Source organism: Pseudoclavibacter sp. Marseille-Q434, from assembly GCF_050315415.1.
Classification (GTDB): domain Bacteria; phylum Actinomycetota; class Actinomycetes; order Actinomycetales; family Microbacteriaceae; genus Pseudoclavibacter.
This window is the reverse complement of record NZ_JBNPQH010000004.1, coordinates 242,501-265,331: the sequence shown is the minus strand read 5'-3', so window position 1 is coordinate 265,331 and position 22,831 is coordinate 242,501. Positions and strand designations below refer to the sequence as shown.

Annotated in this window: 18 protein-coding genes; 10 read left to right on the top strand and 8 right to left on the bottom strand. The window is 63.3% G+C overall.

The genetic code is table 11. From position 1 onward, the window contains the following. Window positions 1-74: 74 nt before the first annotated feature. The gene (locus ACQFZP_RS15840; RefSeq protein ID WP_211892008.1) at window positions 75-1,169 is read right to left on the bottom strand and encodes an acyltransferase family protein; all 1,095 of its coding nucleotides are present in this window, start codon (window positions 1,167-1,169) and stop codon (window positions 75-77) included. A 20-nt stretch (window positions 1,170-1,189) separates the two neighbouring features. Here ACQFZP_RS15840 and ACQFZP_RS15835 point away from each other — a divergent pair, with 20 nt between their 5' ends. The 10 genes from ACQFZP_RS15835 to ACQFZP_RS15790 all read left to right on the top strand — a co-directional run bounded on the left by ACQFZP_RS15835 (window position 1,190) and on the right by ACQFZP_RS15790 (window position 14,085). Beyond that, the gene (locus ACQFZP_RS15835; protein ID WP_211892007.1) at window positions 1,190-2,374 is read left to right on the top strand and encodes an acyltransferase family protein; all 1,185 of its coding nucleotides are present in this window, start codon (window positions 1,190-1,192) and stop codon (window positions 2,372-2,374) included. 153 nt (window positions 2,375-2,527) lie between these two features. Continuing rightward, the gene (locus tag ACQFZP_RS15830; RefSeq protein ID WP_211892006.1) at window positions 2,528-3,526 is read left to right on the top strand and encodes a glycosyltransferase family 2 protein; all 999 of its coding nucleotides are present in this window, start codon (window positions 2,528-2,530) and stop codon (window positions 3,524-3,526) included. Between the two features lie 115 nt (window positions 3,527-3,641). Then, entirely contained in the window at window positions 3,642-4,487 is an 846-nt protein-coding gene (locus ACQFZP_RS15825) for a glycosyltransferase family 2 protein (RefSeq protein ID WP_211892005.1), read from the top strand. Between the two features lie 123 nt (window positions 4,488-4,610). Further along, on the top strand, window positions 4,611-6,368 hold the full coding sequence (locus ACQFZP_RS15820; RefSeq protein ID WP_211892004.1) for an ABC transporter ATP-binding protein: 1,758 nt from the start codon (window positions 4,611-4,613) through the stop codon (window positions 6,366-6,368). 1 nt (window position 6,369) lies between these two features. Next, window positions 6,370-7,899 (top strand): polyprenol phosphomannose-dependent alpha 1,6 mannosyltransferase MptB, encoded by a 1,530-nt coding sequence (mptB, locus tag ACQFZP_RS15815; RefSeq protein ID WP_211892003.1) that lies wholly within the window; start codon window positions 6,370-6,372, stop codon window positions 7,897-7,899. Between the two features lie 508 nt (window positions 7,900-8,407). Beyond that, a complete protein-coding gene (locus ACQFZP_RS15810; protein WP_211892002.1) occupies window positions 8,408-10,012 on the top strand; it encodes a glycosyltransferase in 1,605 nt (534 codons plus the stop codon). A 278-nt stretch (window positions 10,013-10,290) separates the two neighbouring features. Further along, window positions 10,291-11,034, top strand: coding sequence for a hypothetical protein (locus ACQFZP_RS15805; RefSeq protein WP_211892001.1), 744 nt, complete (start codon window positions 10,291-10,293; stop codon window positions 11,032-11,034). Window positions 11,035-11,078: 44 nt separating this feature from the next. Then, entirely contained in the window at window positions 11,079-12,101 is a 1,023-nt protein-coding gene (locus ACQFZP_RS15800) for a glycosyltransferase family 2 protein (RefSeq protein ID WP_211892000.1), read from the top strand. Window positions 12,102-12,161: 60 nt separating this feature from the next. Then, the gene (locus ACQFZP_RS15795; RefSeq protein WP_211891999.1) at window positions 12,162-13,085 is read left to right on the top strand and encodes a glycosyltransferase family 2 protein; all 924 of its coding nucleotides are present in this window, start codon (window positions 12,162-12,164) and stop codon (window positions 13,083-13,085) included. A gap of 40 nt (window positions 13,086-13,125) precedes the next feature. Continuing rightward, window positions 13,126-14,085 carry a glycosyltransferase gene (locus ACQFZP_RS15790; protein WP_211891998.1) on the top strand — a complete coding sequence of 320 codons (960 nt, stop codon included), beginning with the start codon at window positions 13,126-13,128 and terminating at the stop codon, window positions 14,083-14,085. 41 nt (window positions 14,086-14,126) lie between these two features. Here the strand turns inward: ACQFZP_RS15790 and ACQFZP_RS15785 are convergent, their stop codons facing one another. From ACQFZP_RS15785 to ACQFZP_RS15755, 7 genes are read right to left on the bottom strand one after another with little or no spacing between them, the layout of a single operon-like run. Beyond that, entirely contained in the window at window positions 14,127-15,197 is a 1,071-nt protein-coding gene (locus ACQFZP_RS15785) for an acyltransferase family protein (RefSeq protein WP_211891997.1), read from the bottom strand. Next, window positions 15,194-17,341, bottom strand: a complete 2,148-nt coding sequence (locus tag ACQFZP_RS15780) for a glycosyltransferase family 4 protein (protein WP_211891996.1) — start codon at window positions 17,339-17,341, stop codon at window positions 15,194-15,196. Before ACQFZP_RS15780 ends, ACQFZP_RS15785 begins: the two co-directional genes overlap by 4 nt. Continuing rightward, window positions 17,332-19,578: an N-acetylneuraminate synthase family protein gene (locus ACQFZP_RS15775; RefSeq protein ID WP_211891995.1), complete on the bottom strand. Its 2,247-nt coding sequence runs from the start codon at window positions 19,576-19,578 to the stop codon at window positions 17,332-17,334. The genes ACQFZP_RS15780 and ACQFZP_RS15775 overlap by 10 nt, the downstream gene beginning before the upstream one ends. Continuing rightward, on the bottom strand, window positions 19,575-20,330 hold the full coding sequence (locus ACQFZP_RS15770; protein WP_211891994.1) for a cytidylyltransferase domain-containing protein: 756 nt from the start codon (window positions 20,328-20,330) through the stop codon (window positions 19,575-19,577). The genes ACQFZP_RS15775 and ACQFZP_RS15770 overlap by 4 nt, the downstream gene beginning before the upstream one ends. Then, window positions 20,327-21,364, bottom strand: coding sequence for an RNA-binding protein (locus ACQFZP_RS15765; protein ID WP_211891993.1), 1,038 nt, complete (start codon window positions 21,362-21,364; stop codon window positions 20,327-20,329). Before ACQFZP_RS15765 ends, ACQFZP_RS15770 begins: the two co-directional genes overlap by 4 nt. Next, a complete protein-coding gene (locus ACQFZP_RS15760; RefSeq protein ID WP_211891992.1) occupies window positions 21,355-22,353 on the bottom strand; it encodes a CgeB family protein in 999 nt (332 codons plus the stop codon). The genes ACQFZP_RS15765 and ACQFZP_RS15760 overlap by 10 nt, the downstream gene beginning before the upstream one ends. Next, a complete protein-coding gene (locus ACQFZP_RS15755; RefSeq protein WP_307852922.1) occupies window positions 22,350-22,733 on the bottom strand; it encodes an acyltransferase in 384 nt (127 codons plus the stop codon). Before ACQFZP_RS15755 ends, ACQFZP_RS15760 begins: the two co-directional genes overlap by 4 nt. Window positions 22,734-22,831: the final 98 nt, after the last annotated feature.

The window sequence follows — 22,831 nt, the reverse complement described above, 5'->3', positions numbered from 1 at the left end:
ACCTGCGTGCTTGATCAGAAGCAGCGGTTGCGGCCAGCATTCCGATACCGGACTCCTGTCGCGCGGGCCCGGTTTCAGGAGCGAGGATCGTCCGCAGAAGAAGGCGATTGCGGAGTCGAGGCGGAGCTGGGACTCGGGTTCTTTGACGTGTCCCGGACGGGCACGAGGTGCCGCAGCCGCATCGCCGGCTCCTCAACACCCTTCCAGGACAGCCAAGCAAGCGGCAGCGTGCAGACGAGTGCGAGCAAGGCACTGACCCACGGGCCGAGAGCTTGAGCGCCGGCCAACACGAGCAGTTGTTGCACGGGCCAAGCCCAGATGTAGAGACCGTAGGAGATGTCGTTCTCTCGCCCGAGCGGAACTCGCATGCGGGCCCCGAGCCAGAGGAGGGCATGGGCCAAGGGCACTTGTCCGAAGTAGTCGTCGAGACCGAAGAGAGCCAAGGCGACAAATACCGTCACACTCACCAAGAAGGGTCCGGTCTTCAGCGAGATACGGTCACCGACGACGTACAGGAACATGCCCGCCAGGAAGAAGCCGATGAGCCGCAGGATGTTCTCGATCACGAGGTTGTCGTTGTCGAGCACTCTCATGACGAACGGGTAGATCAGCGAGACGCCCACCAGCATCGCGCCGAGCACCCATGCGGTGCGACGACGAACAACCGCGATGGTCAGTACTGCCCCCGCGAACAGATAGGCACCGAACTCGTACGCAAGTGTCCACAGTGAGCCGTTCCAGATGCCCTGTGCGGGCACGGTATCGAGGGTCCCGTCGATGCCCGTCTGCTGGACCGACAATGCGAAGTTACGGAGCACGTAGCTGAAAGCGCTCGCGACATCGGGCGTTTCACCGGAGAGCAGAGTCGAGACTGGCGCCACCACTGCGGCGGTCACTATGAGACAGACCCAGAAGGCAGGCAGGATGCGCAGCGCTCGACGCCAGATGAACGCGAGGAACCGAGTTCGGAGCCGAGACCCCGCGATGAGGTAACCGGAAATTGCGAAGAAGCCGTTGACCGCCCACCAACCGAGCTTCGGAAACGGGCTATCGTCAAATCCGCCGACGAGCCACGAGTGCCCGAGAATCACCGCCGCCGCGAGGCAGAGCCGCACGAAGTTGAGCGAGTTGTTGCGCGTCGCGAGGGCGCCGCGGAGAGAGTCCGACACGGCGTGGAGCCTAGCCGCGGATGGTTTCCGTGGTGGCCTGCGATGAGATTGGCCGAGCGTGTCTGCGCATCCCAAACTACGATCACCTCGTGACCCTTACAGGAAACACTCAGACTCGGGCAGGCAGTCCGTCCCTCGGCGACGCGCTCTCCGGTCGCGACAACGCCCTCAATTTCGTTCGCCTCGGTCTCGCCACGGCGGTGATCCTTGGACATTCGTGGGTCTTCGGTGCCTTCGGGCACTCCGTTTTTGCTGACTTCGCGGATTGGTCCGTGAATGGCTTCTTCGCCATCTCCGGCTATCTCATCGTCGCATCAAGGCTGAGGCTCTCGTTCTGGGACTACATGTGGCGACGAGCGCTCCGCATCTTTCCGGCCTTCTGGGTTGTGCTCATCGCAACTGGCCTGGTCGTGGCGCCACTGGCCGCCGCGGCGAGTGGCGAGCGATTTGAGTTACAGAGTGGGCTGACCTACGTCTTCAGGAATGCCGCCCTCTACATCGGACAGCAGGGCATCGAAGACACACTCATGACCGTGCCGTTCCCCTACATCTGGAATTTGTCGCTCTGGACACTCGTCCACGAGTTCTCGTTCTACGTGGTCGTGGCCATCGCGCTGCTCGTTCCGTGGGTACGGCGCAATGGGCTCCTCTTCTTCTGCATCCTCGTCGTTGTGCTCGTCGGCTTCAGGATCGCCGCGTTCACTGTGCTCGACCTGGAGCTCAGCGTCTTCTTCAAGAACACGCTCCGGCTGGGCGGCTTCTTCGCAGCAGGTGCCGTCGTCTACTTCCTGCGAGACCGCATCCGCGTTTCCTGGATCTGGTTGGGGATCGCAACAGCAGTCACCGGTGTCTTCTACGCGGCCGGGCTGTTGCACTGGGTCGGGCAACTGCCATTCGCTGTCTTGGTGCTGCTCGCGGGCGCCAAACTCCCCATTCGCATCGGAGCGCGAAACGATATCTCCTACGGCGTCTACATCTGGGGAGCGCCAGTGCAGCAGTGCCTGGCACTCGCGGGCGGCGCGACCTTCGGGCCTTGGATCTACGCGCTTCTGGCGCTCGTCGCAACGACTCCACTCGCATTGGCTTCCTGGTTCTGGATCGAGTCACCTGCGCTTCGCCTCAAATCAGTGTTCCAAGGCTTGCAGAGACCCCCTGTACCCACATCTGCCGCGGCGAATCAGACCCTTCAGTACGACGGAAAGTGATCTGGACATCACGGGACGAGCCTCACGGACCGCGACCACCTCGCACCGTCGCCACGCTCGAATCGCGAGGGAAGATGTCATGAGAGAATCTGGCGAACGCCGCACAGCCGAAGCAAGACGGCTCGAGGTCATCGGAAGGTGATGATGGAACCGTTGCTCACGCACGTCATCGTGACGTACAACCACGCGCCGTACGTAGAGAAGGCCATCCTCAGTGCACTGCAGCAAACCGTGCCTTCGCGATTGGTCGTGGTCGACGATGCATCGAAGGACGACACCCGTGCCGTCATCAGACGCGTCCTTGAGCGTGAGGGCAGCGATGCGCTCTTCATCGCTCCCGAGCTCAATCAAGGCCTGACAGCTTCGCTGAATGCCGGCCTTCGTGAGGTAACGACGCCGTATATGGCCTACTTCGCGGGTGATGACTGGGTCGAACCAGATCGCGCGGAAGTACAAGTTGGCCTGATGGAGGCTCGCGGCGAGGCCTTCGTGCTCTCATACGGAGACTGCCTGAGGTCAAACGAGAAAGGCGACCCGTTCGACCTCCTGTTCAGTGAGCGCCACCCCAGATCGTGGCAGACGGCCGAGGGCGACATCTTCGGAGCGCTCCTCCGCGGACCAAACTGGTTGCCCGCGCCGACACTCATGCAACGGACAGACGCGCTTCGAGCTATCGGTGGATACGACGAGGCTCTCGACTACGAGGACTACGACATCTGTCTACGCCTGGCAAGGGTTGGAAAGGTTGCGCGAACTGAGACCCCACTCGCCACACACCGCGAACACGCTGCTTCGCTCGGCGCGGAGATCTTCAAATCGGGCAGCAGTCGGTGGTTGCGCAACCTGGTCGACATCGAACGGAAGCACCTCGGAGCATCCCCTGCAACTGATCATCTCGTTGCGATGCGATTGAGAGAGCGAGTGCTGAAACTCTATGAACTCGGATCCGACCCGAAATGGGTGAATGAACGACTGATCGAGACGTTGCCGTATCTGGCGGGGTCCGAGTCGAGAACGATCCGGGGACTCCGGTCCGCGGCCCGTCTTGGGGTCCCAGCATCCGCACTTCGTCGCCTCAAGACGCTTCCGAAAGCGCTGCGTGGCCAAAGGCGTCGAGTTGCTCGAACCCCCTCTGAAACGACCATAGCTTAGGAACGTCAGCGGTTGCCAACGACAATAACGACGCGTCAAGACCGGGAAGAGCGATGAGGAAACTTGCATGACAGGACGTCCAGCAGTCCGATCAACCCCAAAGCTAAGCATTGTGATGCCGGTCTACAACACGCCCGGCGAATGGATTCTCGAGGCAGTCGCCTCGGTAGAGGACGCACGACTCTCGTGGGCCGAACTCATCTTGACCAACGACGGATCGTCGTCCCGGTCGACGCTTGAAGCCCTGCAACAGGTTGAAGCACGCGGATACGAAGTCCTGCATATCGAGAACAGTGGCGTCTCAGTGGCCCGCAACCGTGCCATCGAAGCGGCGCGGGGGGAGTACATCTTGCCCCTTGATGCTGACGACCTGTTGGGGCTTGGCTTCTGCCCGGTCGCTGCCGACGTCCTCGACATGCAACCAGACGTTGCCGTAGTCGCAGGCGTGCTTGAATCATTCGGCGCAAGAACCATTCGAATATGCCCGGACGTTACCGTCTCGTTGGCACAGATTCTGTTGCAAAACACTGTGTGTGCGACGTCCATGTTCCGAAAAGCAGTTTGGATGGAAGTCGGCGGGTTCGACGAGAGCCTTCGCCGCGGCCATCAGGATGCTGAACTTTGGATCAGGATAGCCGCCCGTGGGGGTGGCATCGTTGGGCTGCCGGAAACCGCCGTTCGTTACCGTACCGGTCATGACTCCATGACGGGTGATATCGCCGAGAGCGCTTCGGAAGCGATGACAGACGCGATCATCAATAACAACGAAGCACACTATGCCACCCTCCTTCGTGCTGCTCTAGAATCGACCGACTTACTACGCCCTCAAGCCGAGGCCGCGCACAAGATGAGAGACCTTTGGGTTCGATACGAACGACTTGATCGACTTCTGGGCACCGTTCCCGGTGCCAAGCGAGCACTAGCTTCTCTCAACCACTCGCTCGCGCGCTGGAAGCCCTAGCCGTGCGCCACATAATGCATTCCGAGGCGCTCTGCTAATGACCATAATTCCTCACGCCCGACGGGCAGCTGCGAAAAACCATCTGGAGCACTTGTGCTAAAAAACCTCCGAATCGTCCGACCCTTGATTCCAGGCAAGGTCCGCGGATGGCTTTCCCTGGCATTAGCCGGTTCTATCCTGCTTGCTCTTCTCGACACCCTCGGCGTAGCGGCCATGCTTCCGCTAATGCAAGTCATCACGACTGGCGACACTGAGACAGGCGTTGCCGGAACTGTCGCCAGGTTCCTCGGCACCTCTGAACTGCAGAGTGTCATCATCGCCCTTGCGAGCATCGTCGGGCTTGCATTCCTCGTGAAAAGCTGCTTCTCCGTCTCGTTCCGTTGGTGGCTTCTTGGCCACACCACGCGTATGATGGCTCAGGCATCGACAGAGCTAATGAGGCGATACGTGCTCGCGCCTTACGCGAAACACAAATCGCGAAATCTACCGGAAGTGTTTCGGAACATCGGGGCAGCGGTGCCCCAGGCTTTTAGTCAGGTGCTCCTGGGAGGCCTCAGTCTGATTGCAGACCTGCTGACGCTCTTCGCCATGGCCGTCGTGCTAGTCGCCGTCTCACCTCTCGCGACCCTCTTTGCCGGCGCGATTCTTGGCCTCACCTCCGCGATTATTCAAAGAGTCATGCGCCGACACCTCCTGACCGCCGGCGAATCCGGTGCCGAGGCCGACCGGGAAGCTTGGGCCGCCCTTCTGCCCGGGCTCGAGGGTTTCCGCGAGGCTCGACTGACTTCCAGTGGTAGCACTTTCATCGGCGGCTTCTCGAAAGCGAAAGGGAAGTCAGCTGACGCTCAGCGCCGCATGTCGATGTTCTCGGAACTGCCTAAGTACGCGCTCGAGATTACTTTCATGATCGCAATCATCGGCCTGACAGCCGTACTCTTCGCGACCAGCACACCGAGTCAGGCCATTGCGACCTTGGGGGTTTTTGCAGCGGCCTCCCTGCGGATGCTCCCAACCCTGAACCGTGTGACTGCAACGATGGCTTCCATGAAGTCGGGAAGCGTGGGGCTCGGAATCCTGGCTCGGGCAGTCCAAGACCTCGACCGTGATCGGATGCACTCCGAAGTCACTTCGTCGGACGTCCGCTATTCAGGGGACATCGAAATCAATGAGCTTGTGTACCGCTACCCGGACTCCGATGTGGCGGTTTTGAACGGTTTGACGCTCACTATTCGCGCTGGCGAAACAACGGCGTTCGTCGGCTCGAGCGGTGCCGGAAAAAGCACATTGCTTGACCTAATTTTGGGCCTCACCACTCCGAGTAGCGGCGCGATTATGGCTGGTGGCCGGTCGGTCACTGACGACCTTGCCGCCTGGTACAAAACCCTCGGCGTCGTTCCCCAGGAGGTCTACCTGACAAACGCTTCTTTGCGAGAAAATATCGCGTACGGGCTGGCACCCGAAGACATAAATGCGGTTCAGCTGGAGAAAGCACTACGAGATGCTCAGCTCTACGACTTCGTGGAGACGCTTCCCGAGAAGCTCGACACGACGCTGGGCGAACGTGGCGTGAGGCTATCGGGTGGGCAGCGACAACGGGTCGGTATAGCTCGCGCTTTGTACCGCCAGCCCAGCTACCTCATTCTCGATGAGGCAACCTCTGCTCTTGACAACGTCACCGAGCGTCAGATTACAGACACCATCGACACTCTTCGCGGCCAGATGACAGTGATCGTGGTGGCGCACCGCTTATCAACCGTCAAGAATGCGGACACGATCATCTTCCTCGACAAAGGCAACGCAACCTCCGTCGGCACATTCGACGAGTTGAGAGCGTCCAATGCGGACTTCGACAACCTCGTGAGACTCGGGCAGTTGAGCTGAGATGGTGACGTTTCAAAGCGAGCGGCGCTGGACACCGTTCGATCCCTCCGGGATCGGGCTTTTCGCGACCGTAGTCGCTCTGGGTGCAGCGGCCTCATTCGCCATCGCGGCCGCCAGCATTGTCGAAGCGCCTCGTCTTCCCGAAAACATGCCGTTCGCGGCAGTGCTGGAACGCGCACGTGGGAACACCGGGACTCAAGTCATCTACAACGTCCACGTTTGGACAATCGTTGTCCTCGTGGTTTGTTGGCTCGTCGTCCTGGCCCGGCCGTCCTTTCGACGGCTCTGGATCGCGTTTGCAGCCTGGACTGCGCCGCAGTTCCTAGCTCTGACTGCAGACGTGTTCAACTACGTTGAACAAGGCTGGGTCGTGCTGCAGGGGTACGACCCGACTATCGAGCCAGCAGCCAGCATCGAAGGACCCTTTTCACACTGGGTCGGCTCATGGGCGGGCACAACTGTCGGATACCCCGCCGGCGCGTTGCTTACTTCCGCGGCGGTCGTCGCGATCGCAGGAGCGCATCCCGTTGCCAGCCTCTTACTGATGCACGTCCCCGCCGTCGCTGGCGTTGTCCTCGCTGGCGTCTGCCTGCCACGCATTGCGACCGCAGCGGGCTTCGATCCGCGTCTTGCGTTCGGTCTCGTCATCCTCAATCCATTCACGCTGCTCGAGCTTTGCGGAGCGGCACACAATGACGCGCTTGCGTTCGGGCTCGCTGTGGCGGCCGTCTGGTGGGCTGTCCGCTGCCAGAACCCAGCTGCACGCATCCTCGGTGCTGCGCTCCTGCTCGGCCTTGCTGCAACCGTGAAACCTCAAGCGCTCGCCTTCGCAGCGCTTCTTCCCGCCTTCGGGGTTCTGGACGGGGCCGCGGGCAACGTCTTCCGCCGGCCACTCACCGCATACGCGGAAGGGATATCGACCGCGGTCGGTGCGCTCGGGTTGCTATTGATCTCGGGGCCGCTCACTGGTGTCGGCCAGGCTTTCATGAGCGCGACCGGCACGCCGGGGTATCGTTCGAGCGCCCCCTTGCAGATACTCCGCATCCCCCTCGAAAGCCTCTTCGGCGAACGATTCACCTCGAGTTTCTTTGTGCAACACTTCGACACGATCTGCCTCGTGCTCGTCCTCGTCGGAACGCTCCTGACGATCACCGTCCTGCGGATGACTCAGCCAGCGACGATGTTGACGGTGCTCTTCGGGGCGTTCTTCCTGCTCGGCCCGGCATTTCGACCCTGGTACGCCATCTGGCTCATCTTGCCGCTCGTTCTCGCGCCGATACGCTGGAACCTCAAGCTGCCTCTCCTAGGCAGCCTGATGGCGCTGACGCTCTCCGTCAAGAACCCCCAGGCGCTCTACCTCGTGAACGAGACATTCGCATACGTGCTCGCAGTCGCGGTGTTCATCGCACTGAAGTTCTTCGTCCACCGAGGAGACTTCACCGGGCTCAACCCTCACCTCGACGGCCCCGTTGCCGAGACCAAGTCCACCACCGAGTTGGACGAGCTGGAGAGCATGAACCATGCCAAATAGGGTCGTCTTCTCACCGACTGTTCCACCGTCGCTTCCGAACAACGCCGGCGAGCTGTACCTGTCCCGCCTTGAAGCTGAACTGGGCAGCCTGGACACGACCTACGTCGTGCCAAGGTCACCCAGCAACGAGGCGGCTGCTTCACAAGTTGACGGCATCACAGTTCTGCTCGTAGAGGCGCCCCAGGACCGATCCGTGCGAGGACGCGCGCTCAACGTGCTTCTCAATGTCCGCGAGCGCGGGCTCCCTTCTCGCACGGAGCACGGGATGCGATGGGCAATCCGACACGATCCTCGAGTCGTGGCTGCGCTCAAATCCGCCGACGTCATCGATCTGCAGTGGCCCGAGATCGCTGGCCTCGCTTCACTTCTGCGGCGGTACCTGGCCGAAACCCGCATCATCGCGACGATGCACGACATCCACAGCCAGAAGTGGTCTCGGGAAGCCCGCGCTGCGACGAATGTCAAGGACACCACCCGTTTCCGATTGGCTTGGGCACGCTCCAAGCGCATGGAACGATCGATTGCCGATCATGCTGACACCGTCATCGTCTTCAGCGACAAAGACCGGTCTCTCCTCGTGGGATACGCCCCCGTGGTCGTCGTCCGCCCGCCCCTGGCAGCCGGGTCCGAGATCCTCCAAAAACGAGACGTCCACCCGCCCTACGTGCTCTTCGTGGGTCCGCTGCATCGAGCGGAGAACGCGGATGCGATGACCTACTTCACGAGTCATATCTGGCCGACGGTACGCGCCAGTATCCCGGACGCGCGTCTCCTCATCGCGGGACGAAAGCCGTCCGACGAGGCGTCGCCACTGTTCTCAAAGCCCGGCGTCGAATTGCTCGGATTCGTCGACGACATAGACCAGCTTTACTCAGGCGCTCGCGCGGTTGTCGCACCACTTCGTCTGGGAGCGGGCCTGAAGTTCAAAGTCCTTGACGCACTCGTCCGGGAAGTGCCCCTGATCGGGACTCAAGTTGCGCTTGAGGGCGTGGAGTCCGGGTCCCAGTCTCTCGAGGCCTTCGATTCGTCGACTCGCTTCGCGGCAGCAGTCATCGAAGCGTTCACGACTACTGCACCCCCGCAAACCTCCACGATCGACACCAACTTCGTGCGGCAGCGTTACGGACTCGAGCAGTTCAGCACTCAAATTCGCGCCATCTACGGCATCGAGTCCTCGAGCGGAGAGACGGAACCCTCCCCACCGGAGGTCTCTGTTGTCATTCCTGTCCGGAACGGGGAACGGCAGCTCCCCGATCAGCTAGAAGCTCTGGCCTGCCAGCGCGAAGCCCCGACCTTCGAAGTGCTCATCGCGGACAACGGTTCCACCGACCGAACCAGATCGGTGGCGCTGGCGTACGGTCACAGATTCCGTGACCTTCGGATCGTCGACGCGGGCCAGAAACCCGGCGTCAACTACGCCCGTAATACCGGGGTCCAACACGCTCGAGGTGACAAGGTCCTCATTTGCGACCACGACGATGTCGTCTCCGCTCGGTGGGTAGCGGCCCTCAGCACCGCACTCGACGAATCCGACGTCGTGGGAGGACTGAGCGTGCCCATCTGGCTCGACCGGAATGGTGGACGCGTTGAAGACCGCTCGGCCGCCGCCAGCCTCCGCGACTGCCTCGGGTACCTGCCCTACGCGCTCGGCGCGAACATGGGGGTGCGTCGAGCGACGTTTCTCGAAGCTGGGGGGTTCGACGAGAGCTTCTGGGGCGGTCACGACGAAGTCGAGTTTTCGTGGCGACTTCAGCGGATGGGAGCAACTCTCACCGCGGTCGATGACGCCGAACTGTCCTACCTGCAACGAAGCACCGTGAGGGGAACATACAAGCAGGCTTACAACTCCTCACGAACACGGATCCAGCTCTGGGCTCGATACAACGCCAAGGCCGATCTCTCTCCGGTCTCGTACCGAGGAGCTCTCGATGAGATGATCCGCGCCGTACAGGCGTCGCCTCAGTTCTTGAAGCCGTCGACTCGGCTCCAAGCCGCGCGTTCCTTGGGCAGCGCGTTCGGAACGGCGTCCGGTCACCTCAAGTACCGTCTCCTCGGTGCCCCCCCGGCCGCGGAATTGGCGTCTGACCATCCACCGGCAGAGGACAACGCATGAGCGAGCTCGACATCATCCTGTCGCACCCGGGTGGCCGCGGTTGGGGTCCCATCGAGCGCCTCGGCCAACTGGCAGCGGAGGAACTCGGGGCGACACTGTGGCGGCATGACGCATCCGCCCCGTACTCGAAGCAGCACCTGCTTCGAGGGATGCTGCCGCCTCGACGCCGACCCGGCATTGGCCGAGCTGCGCTGGTCATCGCTCCTCAGCCTGGCCACCTCAACGCGATCCTGCACCAGCCGAGCTGGCTCCGGTCCTACGACACAGTCCGTGGTTGGGTGATCGACAGCTTCTGGACGGACCGCGTTCCTCGCGTTGCGCGCGACAACCGGTACTACGACCACATCTACGTGACAGACCCCGACGACATCGCAGGTTGGGAAGACGCTGGTGTTCGGTCGGTCTCGTCACTGCCCTGGGGAGCCGATGCCCTCCGCATGCCGTTCAGAGAAGCTCGAGCGACCGACCTGCAACGCATAGGGCGGCAACCTGACGCCTGGGACGACGACGAGCAGACGGCAGCAGCCGCCTCGGAGTTCGGTATGGCATTCCGTGGGCGCCCGCCCTTCGAAGACTCCGATGACGCATCTCAGAAACGCGTCGACGACGCCACTGCCGATGCGAAGTTCGTTCTCGCGTTCTCCAACCGAAGCCACCAGAGCAGCTACACACACCCAACACGTGAGTACCTCACCGGTCGATGGCTCAACGCGCTCGCTGCAGGGGCGTCGGTCGCTGGTATTGCGCCGAGAACAGCCGTCGCCGAGCAGTTGCTCTGGCCAGGGTCCTGTCTTGAACTCAGCTCAACAGATCGCGCGATTGGACTCGAGGAGATCTCTGCCGCGCTCGCCAACTGGACTCCAGGCGCTGCACGCGAAAATCGCCGACGTGCGCTAGAGAGACTCGACTGGCGTCACCGTCTCGCCGTGCTCGCAACCGACTTCAACCTCGATGCACCACGCTTGCAGCGTTCCCTGCGCGAGGTGGCGCTTGCTGCGGACAACCTGGCATCCAGCGCATGACACTTCCTCCAGAGCAGACCGGGCCTCGCGGTAGCATCGGGTCCGTGACTCACCCGTCTGCATTGGACTGCACCGTCGTCGTCCCGTCCCACAGGGGTTCGCACCGCCTTCCGCGACTGCTCGAGTGCTTCGCGAGGCAGGACTACAAGGGCACATGGGAACTTCTCGTCGTCCTCGACGGTCGGGACGAGCAGAGCCTCCGGCTACTGCACACCTACAAGGACACCCTCCCCCTGCGCCTCTTCATCCGAGAACGCTCAGGCGGGGTCGCCGCGGCGATGCGGGACGGCGTGACCCAAGCACGCGGGCGGATCATCATCCGCTGCGACGACGACCTCGCGCCGCGGCCCGACTTCGTTCGCCTTCACATGAGCCACCACGTCGATGCAGCGTGTGGAGTGATCGGCCCCACCCTTGATGTGTTTCCGGGCGGGCGCTATGCGCAGATCTACGGCGAACCCTCCAATCGGCGGGCCCTTGCGTCGGCGTACGCCCGTCCCGAGAGGGAACGCTGGGTGGGATGGGCTGCGAACAACTCCGCCCCCCGAGAGGTGATCGAGAACGTCGGAAGCTTCGACCCCGAGCTTTGGTACGGCGAGGATTCCGAGCTCGGGTTCCGGTTGCATGCTGCAGGGCTGCCTATCGTCGTCGATCCTCAGCTCCAGACCGAGCACCACGGCCCCGCCATCACGGTGGCAGCTCGTGCGCCTCGAGCCTTCGTCGCCGGAGCCTCGAGGGCCGCCTTTCAGCGCAGGCATCCCGAAGCGTCGCAGCAGGCAGCGCCCACCGGCAAGGTCGGATTCGGCGGCAGACTCTGGAACTCCGCGGTGGCGCTCACTTCCTCCGCGCTTCGCACACATTCGAGCTACGCGCGGGCCGGGCGGCTCGCAGACGGAGTCTTACGGGTCTTGCCGGCCGCGGTCGGCGCGAAGCTGGTCGCACTGCTCGTGGAGTCTGCTGGACGCGCCGGCACACGTGATGGCGGGCACGATATGTCGAAGTTCCGCGCGCAGAAGTCACGCGAACTCGCCCAGGAGACGCGAACGGCAAAGCGGACAGAACCGTGAACCGTCGCCTGACCACGAGCAAGGTCTTGATCTTTCCAGCTCAGAGAATGGTGCAACCCAATGCAAGCTAACGATCCGCGGCTTGGGATCTCTGTCGTCGTTCCGCACTACGGCGACCGAAGCCCAACTGCAGCCCTGGTGGATTCCCTCCGCGCACAAGACGACTGTCCCCCATTGCAGATCATCGTCGTCGATGACTGCTCCCCGACTCCGCTCGAGGCGATAGTCGGAGCAACAGTGGTGCGCCGGGAGAAGAACGGGGGTTACGGGAGCGCCATCAATTCGGGTGTGCTCCTCGCGGACCATGAAACGATCCTGATCCTTAACAGTGATCTGGAGATACCCAAGAGCTTCGTGCGCGATCTGGCAGCACAGTGCGCTCCGCTCATGCCGGCCGTCGTATCACCGCAGATCGTCGATGAACACGGCAACTCGCAGTGGCCCGCGCGCCACTTCCCAACCGTTGGTCACCATTTCGTTGCAGCACTGAGCGCGTTAGCCCGATATCGCCACTCGAACCGGTGGCATGAAGCCGTCGGGCACGACACGAGAGCGGTCACAGGAAACACGCTCGAGGTCGACTGGGTTGTGGGGGCGGTCATGTTGCTTCCGACGAGCGCTTTCCGCAGCGTGCACGGGTTCGACGAAGGCTTCTACATGAACTCAGAAGAAGTCGATCTCCAACGTCGGCTTCGGAACAGGAACATCCCGTCCGTGTTCCTCGGCACCGTCCAAGCAACCCACGAGAGCGGCGGGTCGTCAGATCCAAGTCGTCGACGTGCGTGGATGTTGAGCTCGGCGCTGAGATACGCCCAGAAGTGGAAGCAGTCGCCGCTCCTACTACGAGTCGCGTTGGCTGCGGCCGCCCTGATCAACTTCTCCGTCAACGCGCTCAGACAGATTGGCGGCCGCAAGGTGGATGCGCTCGGGACGCTTCACCAAGAGCTGCGCTACTCGGTGCTGCCTACACAGCACCGCTCATAGTCCCTGTCCACCGAAGCACGATTCAAGAAACTGGTTCGCTTTGCGCATCAACATCGTCCACGCAGTACCTCGCATCTCTGAAGCATTCGGCACGGATGGCATCGACCACGACGGGTTCACCGCGGCAGTCGAGATCGTTGCGCAGCAGCATGAGGTCACCTGGCTGAATGTGCATCCGTACAACGACGACGCGGACGATCAGAGCGCGAAAATCGCCGACGCGGACTTCGTGCTGGTGCGCAGCGATTGGAACTGGTACCCGGCGCAGGCAACCGACCGTGCTCTCTGGAAGCGCCCCGACGTGCCCGTGGGGCTTCTCATCGCGGGTTCCACCCTTCCGCCCGCGCCAATCCAGATGCGTCGTTTTGACGTCATTTTCTACGAGACGCCCTGGTATGAGCAGTTCACTGGACCCCACCCGTTTGCGGTGCAGGCCTTCGGCGTAGACACGCGGGTGATGCGTGTCACGAACCGCGGCCCGCGAGACTACGACTGGCTCATGGTCGGACGGTTGGCTGCCTTCAAGCGACCAGAGCGGCTGATGGAAAAGTCGGGACGCAGGCTGGCAATCGGGGACTTGTCGTCCGCGAAACCAGATCTGGTCGCCGCCCTAAAGAACGGCGGCATCGAGCTCTCGTCGTACCAGTCACACGAGGGCCTCGCGGACCTCTACAACCACGCACGGCGAGTCCTCGTACCCTGCATCCTGCAGGGAGGCGGCGAGAGAGCCGTGCTGGAAGGTAGGGCTTGCGGCTGCGAGATAGAGATCGCGGACGACAACCCCAAGCTAGCGTCCCTGCTCACGTCGCCGATCTGGACGCATGAGGACTACGCGACGACGCTCCTCAATGCCCTCGGCGACATTGAACGCGGCAGGGTTATCGACGCCAACACGAAGCTGGCTGGGCAGCGAGCTCGCAGAAACGCTGTACTCAAGGACAAACTGAGGAGACTGCCGAGCACTATCGTCATCCGTGCTCGCAACGCGGTCAGACGCTGACACGCAACACAAACATCGCCGCCGCTGAGCGACTCCCGCCCCTACCCTCTTGGCAGCAGCCGACTGGGCGCCTGGAAGAGCCATGGCATGCCCAGCCTGCGCATGAGCCACCAGAGCAGTAAGGGAGCAAACAGGCCGAGACCGATACCTGCCGCGATGTGCACGGGAAGCGAGGTCACTCCGAGTGCGACAAGCGCGATGCGCGTTCCAGAGAGCGCTACGCCATGGGCAAGGTAGATCTCTAGGGACCGCGTTCCGAGGAGCGCCAGGACCCGCGAGACAGGATTCGACTTCAGGCTCGAGATGAAACGCGAGGCCGAAAGCACGCACACGACGCCCACCCAGGAGGTGACCGCACCAAGAGCCACAGAGAACGCAGTACGCGTGTCGAGGCCGAGAGTGGGAGCGGTCACGGGCAGAAAGGCGACTGCCACCACGTACGCTATTGCCGCCAGCCCAGCGATCGACACTGCCGGCACGGGCGCAATCCGGGAGAGCTGCGCACGGAATCGGCGATCCCCGACGGTCACACCGACAGCGAAGAACATCCAGAGAGGCAGCCCCTCTGGTCCGATCACATCGCCGGCGTACCCCCAGGTGAGCAAGCTGATGACCCCCGCCGCCACGAGTGTGACGGCCGCTCGTCGCTGGCTGGCCCAAGGGCGCGCGACAACCGCCAAAGTCGTGGCGATCATGAGCCACGGCAGAAACCAGAGATGGCCCTCCGGGTGAACAAGGTCAAGAACTTCCATTGGCGTGACCGGAGTGTTGACCAGCCCGGCGCTGAGCAACTTGACCCCACCCTGTATCAGGCTCCAAAGCACGTACAGGTACAGGAACGTCGCGTCCCGAGTCCACAAGTACTTCCATCGGCCCTGCCTGTCGACGCCTCGCCGAATGAAGAGGCCTGCGAGGAGCGCGAAGACAGACAGGTGGAAACCGTAAAGGAGGGTGTCGGCGAAGACGTATGAAGTCGAAGTACCGTCGACCAGCTTCGCGGCTGAGAGACCGCGAAGGACGTGTCCGGCCACAATCGCGATGATCGCGATCCCGCGGGCAAGATCGGTGGCCTGATCCCGGCTCGGCGCCTGGACAGACGCTCCAGTGCTCACGACGACCGCCGTGGAAGCTTTCGACCGGCGAGGACTTGAGCCACCGCTAGTCGGCCCGCACTAGGGCTGTACAGGTCCTGCCACCTCAGTTGCCGTTCTTCCACAGCTGACCGTAGACCGCCGTCAACCTTCTTCAAGATGGCGTCCCGAAGCGCCGCAGGGTCTCCCGCTGTGAACGTGTCTGAGTCTGAACCAAGCACCTCGGGCAACGCACCGGCGTCGCTGACGATCACGGGCACACGGGCAGACATGGCCTCGGTGACCACGAGCCCGAACGGTTCTGCCCAGACCGAAGGAACAACGAGCAAGTCGATACTGCCAAAGAACTCGTCGCGCGAAACCCACCCCGCGAACTCCACGAGGTCTTGCACAGGTCGAATTGCAGCCTCCACTGCCTGCCTTGACACCTCGCCGACGAATCGCGGCTCACCGCCCATTCTGAGCTTGAAACGTCCGGGGTGAGTTCGCTGAAGTTTTAGAAGGGCCTCGGCCAACACCGGCACGCCTTTATCGACCGAGAAGCGGCCGAGAAATCCGATCATGGTCGGCTCTTCATCTGCGCGTTCACGGACGCTCGGAAGCACGACTCGCTCGGACCAGTTGAAGAGAACCGTCGATCCCGGGATGGCCTCCTGCATGGACAGTGACGGGACCAGCGTCCGGAGGCTCCGGAATCGCGCGATGGGCGCGAGCAGTCGCTGCGCCCCCGTCGGCCGCTGATGCAGGTGAACGATGCGCTGGGGATGGAACGAGGTCGCGAAGGCGGGAACCAGGCCGTTACACCACAGCAGGCCCTCTCGGTTCTTCGCATCCCAGCTCCGCAGCTGGGCGATCCACTGCTTGCGCCCCCTAGCCGGCAGCTCGACGACCGAGTGTCCGCGCTCGCGCGCAGCCGCTACGAGCGCAGCCGGCTCGGAGGGACCCACGATGGTGACGGCGACGCCGAGCGTTCGAAGCGCGTCGGCGATGCTCAACAGCATGACCTCGCCCCCGCCGATATCCCCGTTGTTCGTCGCCAAGGTGACGTGGTCGGGCAGCGCTCGATCCTTGGCCGTGCCCAGCGCCTCTGCGTAGACCTCAGCTACAGCACGCGTCATGTCGGCAACGGACAGCCAGTTGTCGAGGTGCGTCTCTGCGGCCTCGTCGAGGAGCGCCGCTGCCACGGCATTGATGTCATCAGCGTCGACGAGGCCGCGCGGGGCGACGATCTCCGGGTTGCCCCCGACTCGCGACGCGATGACGCGCATGCCCCTGTTCGCCGCGTCCAGCAGCGAGTAGGAGCAGTTCTCCCAGACCGAGAGCTGAGCGAGCACGTCCGCGTCCGCCATCGCTTCCTCTGGGTCGACGAAGCCGGGGAACGCCACCGACTCGGAGATGCCGAGGTCGTCGGCAAGCGCCTTCAGCTCGCTGTCCAGCTCGCCCACTCCCGCGATCGTCAGGTGCGCGTCAGGGCGCGCGTCGAGGACGACCCTGAAGGCCCTGAGGAGCTGCGGGATCCGCTTCTCCGGCGAGAGCCTCGCAAGCGCCAGGATGCGCAGCGCAGCCCGCTCCGGTCTGGCAGGACGCGGCGACTCAACCGGGTCGACCCCGTTCAAGATCACGCGGATCTCCTGCGACGGCGACCACTTGTCGATCATGGCACGTCGTGTTGCCTCCGCGACAGCGATGACGCGGTCGAACCGACGAAGACGGGCCCCGTGGACCTTCGCCATGACCTTCGATTTGGCAGCAGTCCGGTGGTACACCTCGTCGTCGCCGGCGATGCCGTGCTCAGTCGTGACTCGAACGGTGCCGGGCGGCAGAGGTGTTGCCGCGACGATGACGTCGGCGTAGGCAAGATGCGAGTGAACGACAGCCGGCCGCAGACGCTGTGCTGCAGTCCGCAGCGTCCGGATCGAGGCCAGTACGCCGAAGTCCGGGCCGAACTTCCCCACGGCGACTCGAGCACCGCGATCTCTGAGTTCCGCGGCGAGCGGCCCCTCTGGTGAGAGCACGACGAGCTCGTACCCGGGGAGGCCCGCAGCTGCGACGTCGAGCACGTGGCGAGCCACTCCCCCGAGCCCGGACACGGGAACGACCCATAACGCGATCGGCCGCTGAGCCTGCACGCTCTGGGCGTCGGCCTCAGATTCGGCTACAGCCATTGCTCGAGTCTGTCGAGCGCCGTCCAGAAGCCCTGACCGTTGTCGATGTGCCCCTGCCAGATCTCCGGGATGAACGGAGCCCCGGGCGTGAACTCGTCGAGCTGGCCTGCGAGCAGCGGCCAGTCGACCTCGCCGTCACCGACCTGCACGCCTTCCCCATCGACTCCGGTCGCGTCAACAAGGTGAAGGTGAATGCTGTGCGGGGCGATCAGCTCGGTGTACTCCGAGAACTGCATCCCGAGGAAGTTCGCGGCGAGCTTCGAGTGCGACACGTCGAAGCAGAGCTTCGTGCCCGTCGTTGCGGAGAACTCCGCGGTGTCGTGCGGGTCGAGGAAGAGGTTGTGGAACTGCTGACCACCCATGAGCCATGGGAACGGCGGGAGCGTCTGCGCGGCGATGCGGACGCCGTCGGTGTCCAGGCGCTTGACCGCATCCGCGATGCGCGCATACATAGCGCCGCGCGCTTCGGCCGGAACGTGCTTGTCCTTCGTGAACCCACCCATGGTGACGACCATGATCGGTTCGCTCGAGCGGAGGAACCACTTCTTCAAGCCGCGGGTGGTGTCGATCGTGCGCTGCACCTCGCGGATCGACCGCTCCCAGTGGGCGTCATCTGGCGACGCCAGATCGACGAGGAAATCGCCGGAGAAGAGGTCGGGGAGGTGGGTCGTGAAGTCCATGTCGAGCGGCTCCGTGAAGAAGCTGTCGAGATCGACCTCGAGGTCTTTGTACGAGAAGTGGAACTCGAGGAAGTCAGGCGTCGAGTTCTCGATGAGCTTCTTGTAGTCGTGGTAGCGCACCGGCAGCCCCCACGGTCGGCGGAACTCGAACTCACGGCCGACCGACGCCGTGTCGGTCAGATCGCTCTCGAAGAAGAACTCGCCCTCGGCCATGTCGTGGTTCACCTTGCGCCCGACGAGTTCGTCGAGGCGGTTCGGCTGCAGTCCACGCCCCGGGCTCTTGACCGCGATGTCCTCTGCCCGCAGCACCTCACCCTCCTGAAGTTCCCGCGCGGCGACCAGCGACTTCGCGAGCGTCGTCCGGTTCATGAGCTCGCCGGTCGACACCTCGCGAGGAGCGGCGTCACCGAGGGCGATCTCGATGTCTCGAACCTGCTCGACCATGGTCGCGAACTCCTCGGGGAGCAGCGACACCGTGTGGTCGTTGCCTTCCATGCCGCGGTCGACCGTGAAGTGCTTCTCGATGATGCGCGCGCCCCGAGCGACCGCCGCAACCGGCACGTGCCATCCGCGCTCATGCCCGGAATATCCGACGATGCAGTCGCCGATCTCGGCAAGACGATCAAGGTAGGCCAGGTTGAGGTCCTTGAACGGCGCCGGATACGTCGACTGCGTGTGGAGCAGCGCGAAACTCGAACCAAGTGAGCGCAAGAGGCCCACGGTCTCGAGGATCTCGGACTCGCGCGACATGCCGGTCGAGAGGATGAGCGGGAGGCCGCGAGAACCCGCATCCCGGAGCAGCTCGTGGTTCGTGAGGTCGGCCGAAGCGATCTTGAGACCCTCGATGCCGTAGTCAACGAGAGCCTGCACGCTCGGGCCGTCCCACGGCGTGCACATCAGGTCGACGCCGCGATCTCTCGCGTGGTCGAAGACGGTGAAGAGCTTCTCTGCTGGGAGGGAGACCCGCGAAAGGAGATCGAGCGTGTACTGAGCCCCGAGGTCTTCTCCAGCGGTCGAAGCACCGCTCTGCCGGTAGAGCGCGTCCATGTCGCGAAGCTGGAACTTGACCGCGTCCGCACCGGCATCCGCTGCGAGGTCCACGAGGCGCTTGGCCAGGTCGACGTCACCGTTGTGGTTGTTGCCGATCTCTGCGATGAGGAACGCGGGATGACCTGGCCCGATCTCGTGAGCACCGATTCGCAGCACGTCATTGCGGTCGATGGCGACCGCGATGAGGTGGTTTGTGGCGTCGACGAGGGGCAGATGCGTGATGCCGCCCTTGCCGAGCAACGGAGCCAGGTCTGCTGGCGTGGACGTCGCTGGGGCTGAGGTCACGCTGGTGTTGGAGACCTCGACACACGTGACGTCGAGGGACGCCGTCGGGTTCGCGACGATCCATCGACGGAAGTCACCATCCGACAGGGAGCCCTTGAGCCGCCCGTGCTCATCGACGCAGAAGACGATGCGCTGCTGGTTGGCGCTGATCTTCTGAAGCCCGACAACGATCGGGTCTTCCGCGAAGACGATGTAGGGGGTGAGGTTGCGCTCGAAGATCACTGAGCGGAGTCCTTGTCTGTTGGTCCTGCTGAAGCTGCCGAGGTGGCGTTTGCCGTGTCGCGGTGGAGCTGCGTGAGCTGGTGGTCTGCGATGGAAAGATCGAGCTCGGTGTCGATATCGACGCCCTCCAGATCATCCATCTCGAAGATGCCGATCTTGCCTCCGAGGCGGTTGTGCTCGCGCTCGTAGATCTCGGTGCTGGTGACGTAGAGGGAACCGGTCTCGCGATAGAACATCTGCGTGCGATCGAGCTCCTGGCGGCGGGGGCGTGCGCCGATGGTGAAGTGCGCGCGCGGCTGGTCGTGCTCATCCGCGCCGTACTGCCAGAGGAATGGCGTCTGCGGGACGGCTCCGACCATGGAGTCGACACCCGAAGCGACGAACTGCTCGATGGCGCGGTCGAGCGTGCCCTCGAGGCGCACAGGAGACGTCACTTGCAGGAGCATCACCGCATCGGGACGCCTGCCCTCGGCCGTATACGAAGCGATCGCATGCTCGACAACGGGCTCTGTCGCCGTCGTGTCTTCGGCGAGATGCGCCGGACGCAGCCAGGGCACCTCCGCGCCTGCGGAGCGCGCGATGTCAGCAAGCTGCTCGTCATCGGTCGAGACGAGCACGTCCATCTTCGGCTGCGCCGCCAACGCCTGCTCGATCGTCCACACGAGCAGGGGCTTGCCCGCGACGAGACGCCGATTCTTGCCTGGGATGCCTTTCGACCCTCCCCGGACCGGGATCACGCAGAGCATCCTCATGCTGTTCCTTCCAGAATGCGCGCGAGGCTCGCGGCGATAGCTTTGGCTGGTTCTACCGGGGGAACGGGTGGGGCAGGCGTTGGATCGCCACCCCACTCGGACAGATCGTAGCGCTCCCAGAAATCACGCACCCACTCAGGCGCATTCACACAACTCACCCACGCCGGCTGGCCAGCCGCAGCGGCCTCCAGGACTCCCGTAGAGAAGACAGAGACCACAGGCCGGTTGAGATGAGCGAGAGAGCGACCCGACGACTCGAACCGCACCCCTCTGGCCCGCCAAAAGCGATGCTGCAACTGCGAGAGCTTGTCGGTCTCGGCCGGATGCGGACGGTACTCCGCTCCAGTCTGCTTGCAAAAACGGACCGCCGTTCCCCCGCTGATGGCCCTTGGCAGCTCTGCCCCGTGGAGTTGCCCGAGGAACACGGGACGATCATCTCTCGTCCCTTCATCAAGGGATTCACGCTTCGCGGCATCCCAGAGGATCTGTCCTCCGACGACTTCATGGGTGACATCCGTGCGCCCAGATTTCCAGAAGTCGGCATCCTCGGAAGAGAACGCCAGCAGATGAGTCCCGTGAGCCAGTGGGGGAGCATACGGAGTCATGAGGCCGTGTTGCGCGACGACGAAGCGCGCACCCAGTTCCTGACTCCAGCGATAGCTCAGCGCGCCCCCCGGCAGATAGTTGCCAGCGGAATATACAGCCCTGACTTCGCGCAGCACCTCGGGCAGTCCGTGCCCCAGAAGCTGCGTTGTCTGCCAGTTGCCGCCGAGCAAGCCACTCACGTCAGTGGGCGCAAGCACAGCGACGGACGTGTCAGCCAGTGACCGCAGTGGCGCTGCGTACGCAGCCACGGTGCTCGGCTTGGGTGCTTCGATGACGACGAGGAGCCTCGGGGCCGCGCCGTTTGTCAGCAGCACGAAGCCCGGGCTCGCTTTCGACGGCCTCACGCGATTTTGCACCCTGCTCTTGAGCGAGCGGGACTGTTGCCAGCGATGCCACTCGGCCACGTCCTCGGGAATCTTCAGACCCAAAATGCCTCCAGTGCCCTGGCTCTGTGGACGAGCGTGTGCTCCGCAAGAGTCCGCTCGCGAGCGGCTGTCCGAATTCGCGTCGACCACTGCGTATCGCGCTGCGCGCGATGAAGAAGCTCGATGATGTCCTGAGAGCCTTCAAAGACGAGAACTTCCTCGCCCACTTCGTAGAAGTCAGCGACGTCTGCCCTGTCCACGAGTTCGAGTGCCCCGACACCGGCGGCTTCGAACGTTCTCATCGTGAAGCCATCCTGATCGGAATGGATGTTCAACGTCGCAAGGCTTCCGGCCATGACACCGTACGCGGCGCTCCGTCCCAGATCCGGGCCCGAGGGAACGCCGGGGCTCGTGATGCGCCGTGTCCGCACCACGTCCCAGAAATTGCGCGACCACTCGCGGCCGTAGGCTCGCACCGGTACGCCACCGGCTTGCACTTCGCGGACCAGAGCCTCCCGGTTCTCGTACCTCGCGCCGACGAGCGTGAGCGACGACGACGGGACCGTCGAATAACCGAGCAGCGAGTCGAACCCGAGCGGAACGTGCCCGACTGTCAGGCCGTCGCTACGGAGAGCCTCGACGTCACTCAAGCTGTAGCTGGCTATCGGCCCGACCTCCGAAAGAACCTGCGTCGTGTACCGCGTGCGTCGGATCTCGTCGTACAGCCAGACGACGCTCGGGACGTTGCTGGCCGCAAGCGCATCCCACCACCCGGCACCGAGCTGGTCACCCTTGACAACGACGACTGCGTCGAAGCGAGTTGAGCGGAGTACCGAGATGGCACGATCCGTCGCGGATCCTTCCGCAGCACGCCACCTCAGGGATTCCGGGAGCTCGTGCATGAGCTTGTTCTGGGCTCGCTCGAGCACACTGGAGTGCTCATCGTAGGGGTGGCTGTGGACGTCATACCCGAGCGTCTTGAAGGCGGCGGATATCGCGCGCCAATACCCATGGAAGCCCGGACTCAGGAGGAGAAGACGGCGGGCACTCACTCGCCAGGTTCCTTCGAAGCGCGAGCGACCACTCGGGCCGGCACACCAGCTGCAGTCGCCCCCGCCGGCACGTCGCGCGTCACGACCGCTCCCGCGCCGATGATCGCGCCGTCGCCGATGGTGACACCTGCGACGACGATGGCTCGTTGACCGACGAAGCAGTTGTCGCCGATGACGATCGGGGCTCCCGGTACCAGTGACTTGTCGTCTGACATGTCATGCCCTCCGGAGCTCACGAGGACGCCGTCGGCGAGCAGAACTCCGGATCCGATGCGGACGTCCCCCACCGCATGCACATGCACATCATGGCCGAGGTAGGTGCGGTCACCGATGGAGATGTTCGCACCGGCCTCTGCTTCCAGCCACGCTCCCTCGTACACGGAGCACCCGGAACCCAACCGAATACGTTCGGTACCCCGAAGACGAAGCGGCCGGACAATCACGGTTCCTGTACCGAATCCGGCGAATGCGTGACGGT

Excerpts from the sequence above, each read along its gene's own strand:
- ACQFZP_RS15835 (WP_211892007.1), top strand. The coding sequence starts at position 1,190 with ATGGTTTCCGTGGTGGCCTGCGATGAGATTGGCCGAGCGTGTCTGCGC.
- ACQFZP_RS15825 (WP_211892005.1), top strand. The coding sequence starts at position 3,642 with ATGCCGGTCTACAACACGCCCGGCGAATGGATTCTCGAGGCAGTCGCC.
- mptB (WP_211892003.1), top strand. The coding sequence starts at position 6,370 with ATGGTGACGTTTCAAAGCGAGCGGCGCTGGACACCGTTCGATCCCTCC.
- ACQFZP_RS15810 (WP_211892002.1), top strand. The coding sequence starts at position 8,408 with ATGGAACGATCGATTGCCGATCATGCTGACACCGTCATCGTCTTCAGC.
- ACQFZP_RS15795 (WP_211891999.1), top strand. The coding sequence starts at position 12,162 with ATGCAAGCTAACGATCCGCGGCTTGGGATCTCTGTCGTCGTTCCGCAC.
- ACQFZP_RS15780 (WP_211891996.1), bottom strand. The coding sequence starts at position 17,341 with ATGGCTGTAGCCGAATCTGAGGCCGACGCCCAGAGCGTGCAGGCTCAG.
- ACQFZP_RS15770 (WP_211891994.1), bottom strand. The coding sequence starts at position 20,330 with ATGAGGATGCTCTGCGTGATCCCGGTCCGGGGAGGGTCGAAAGGCATC.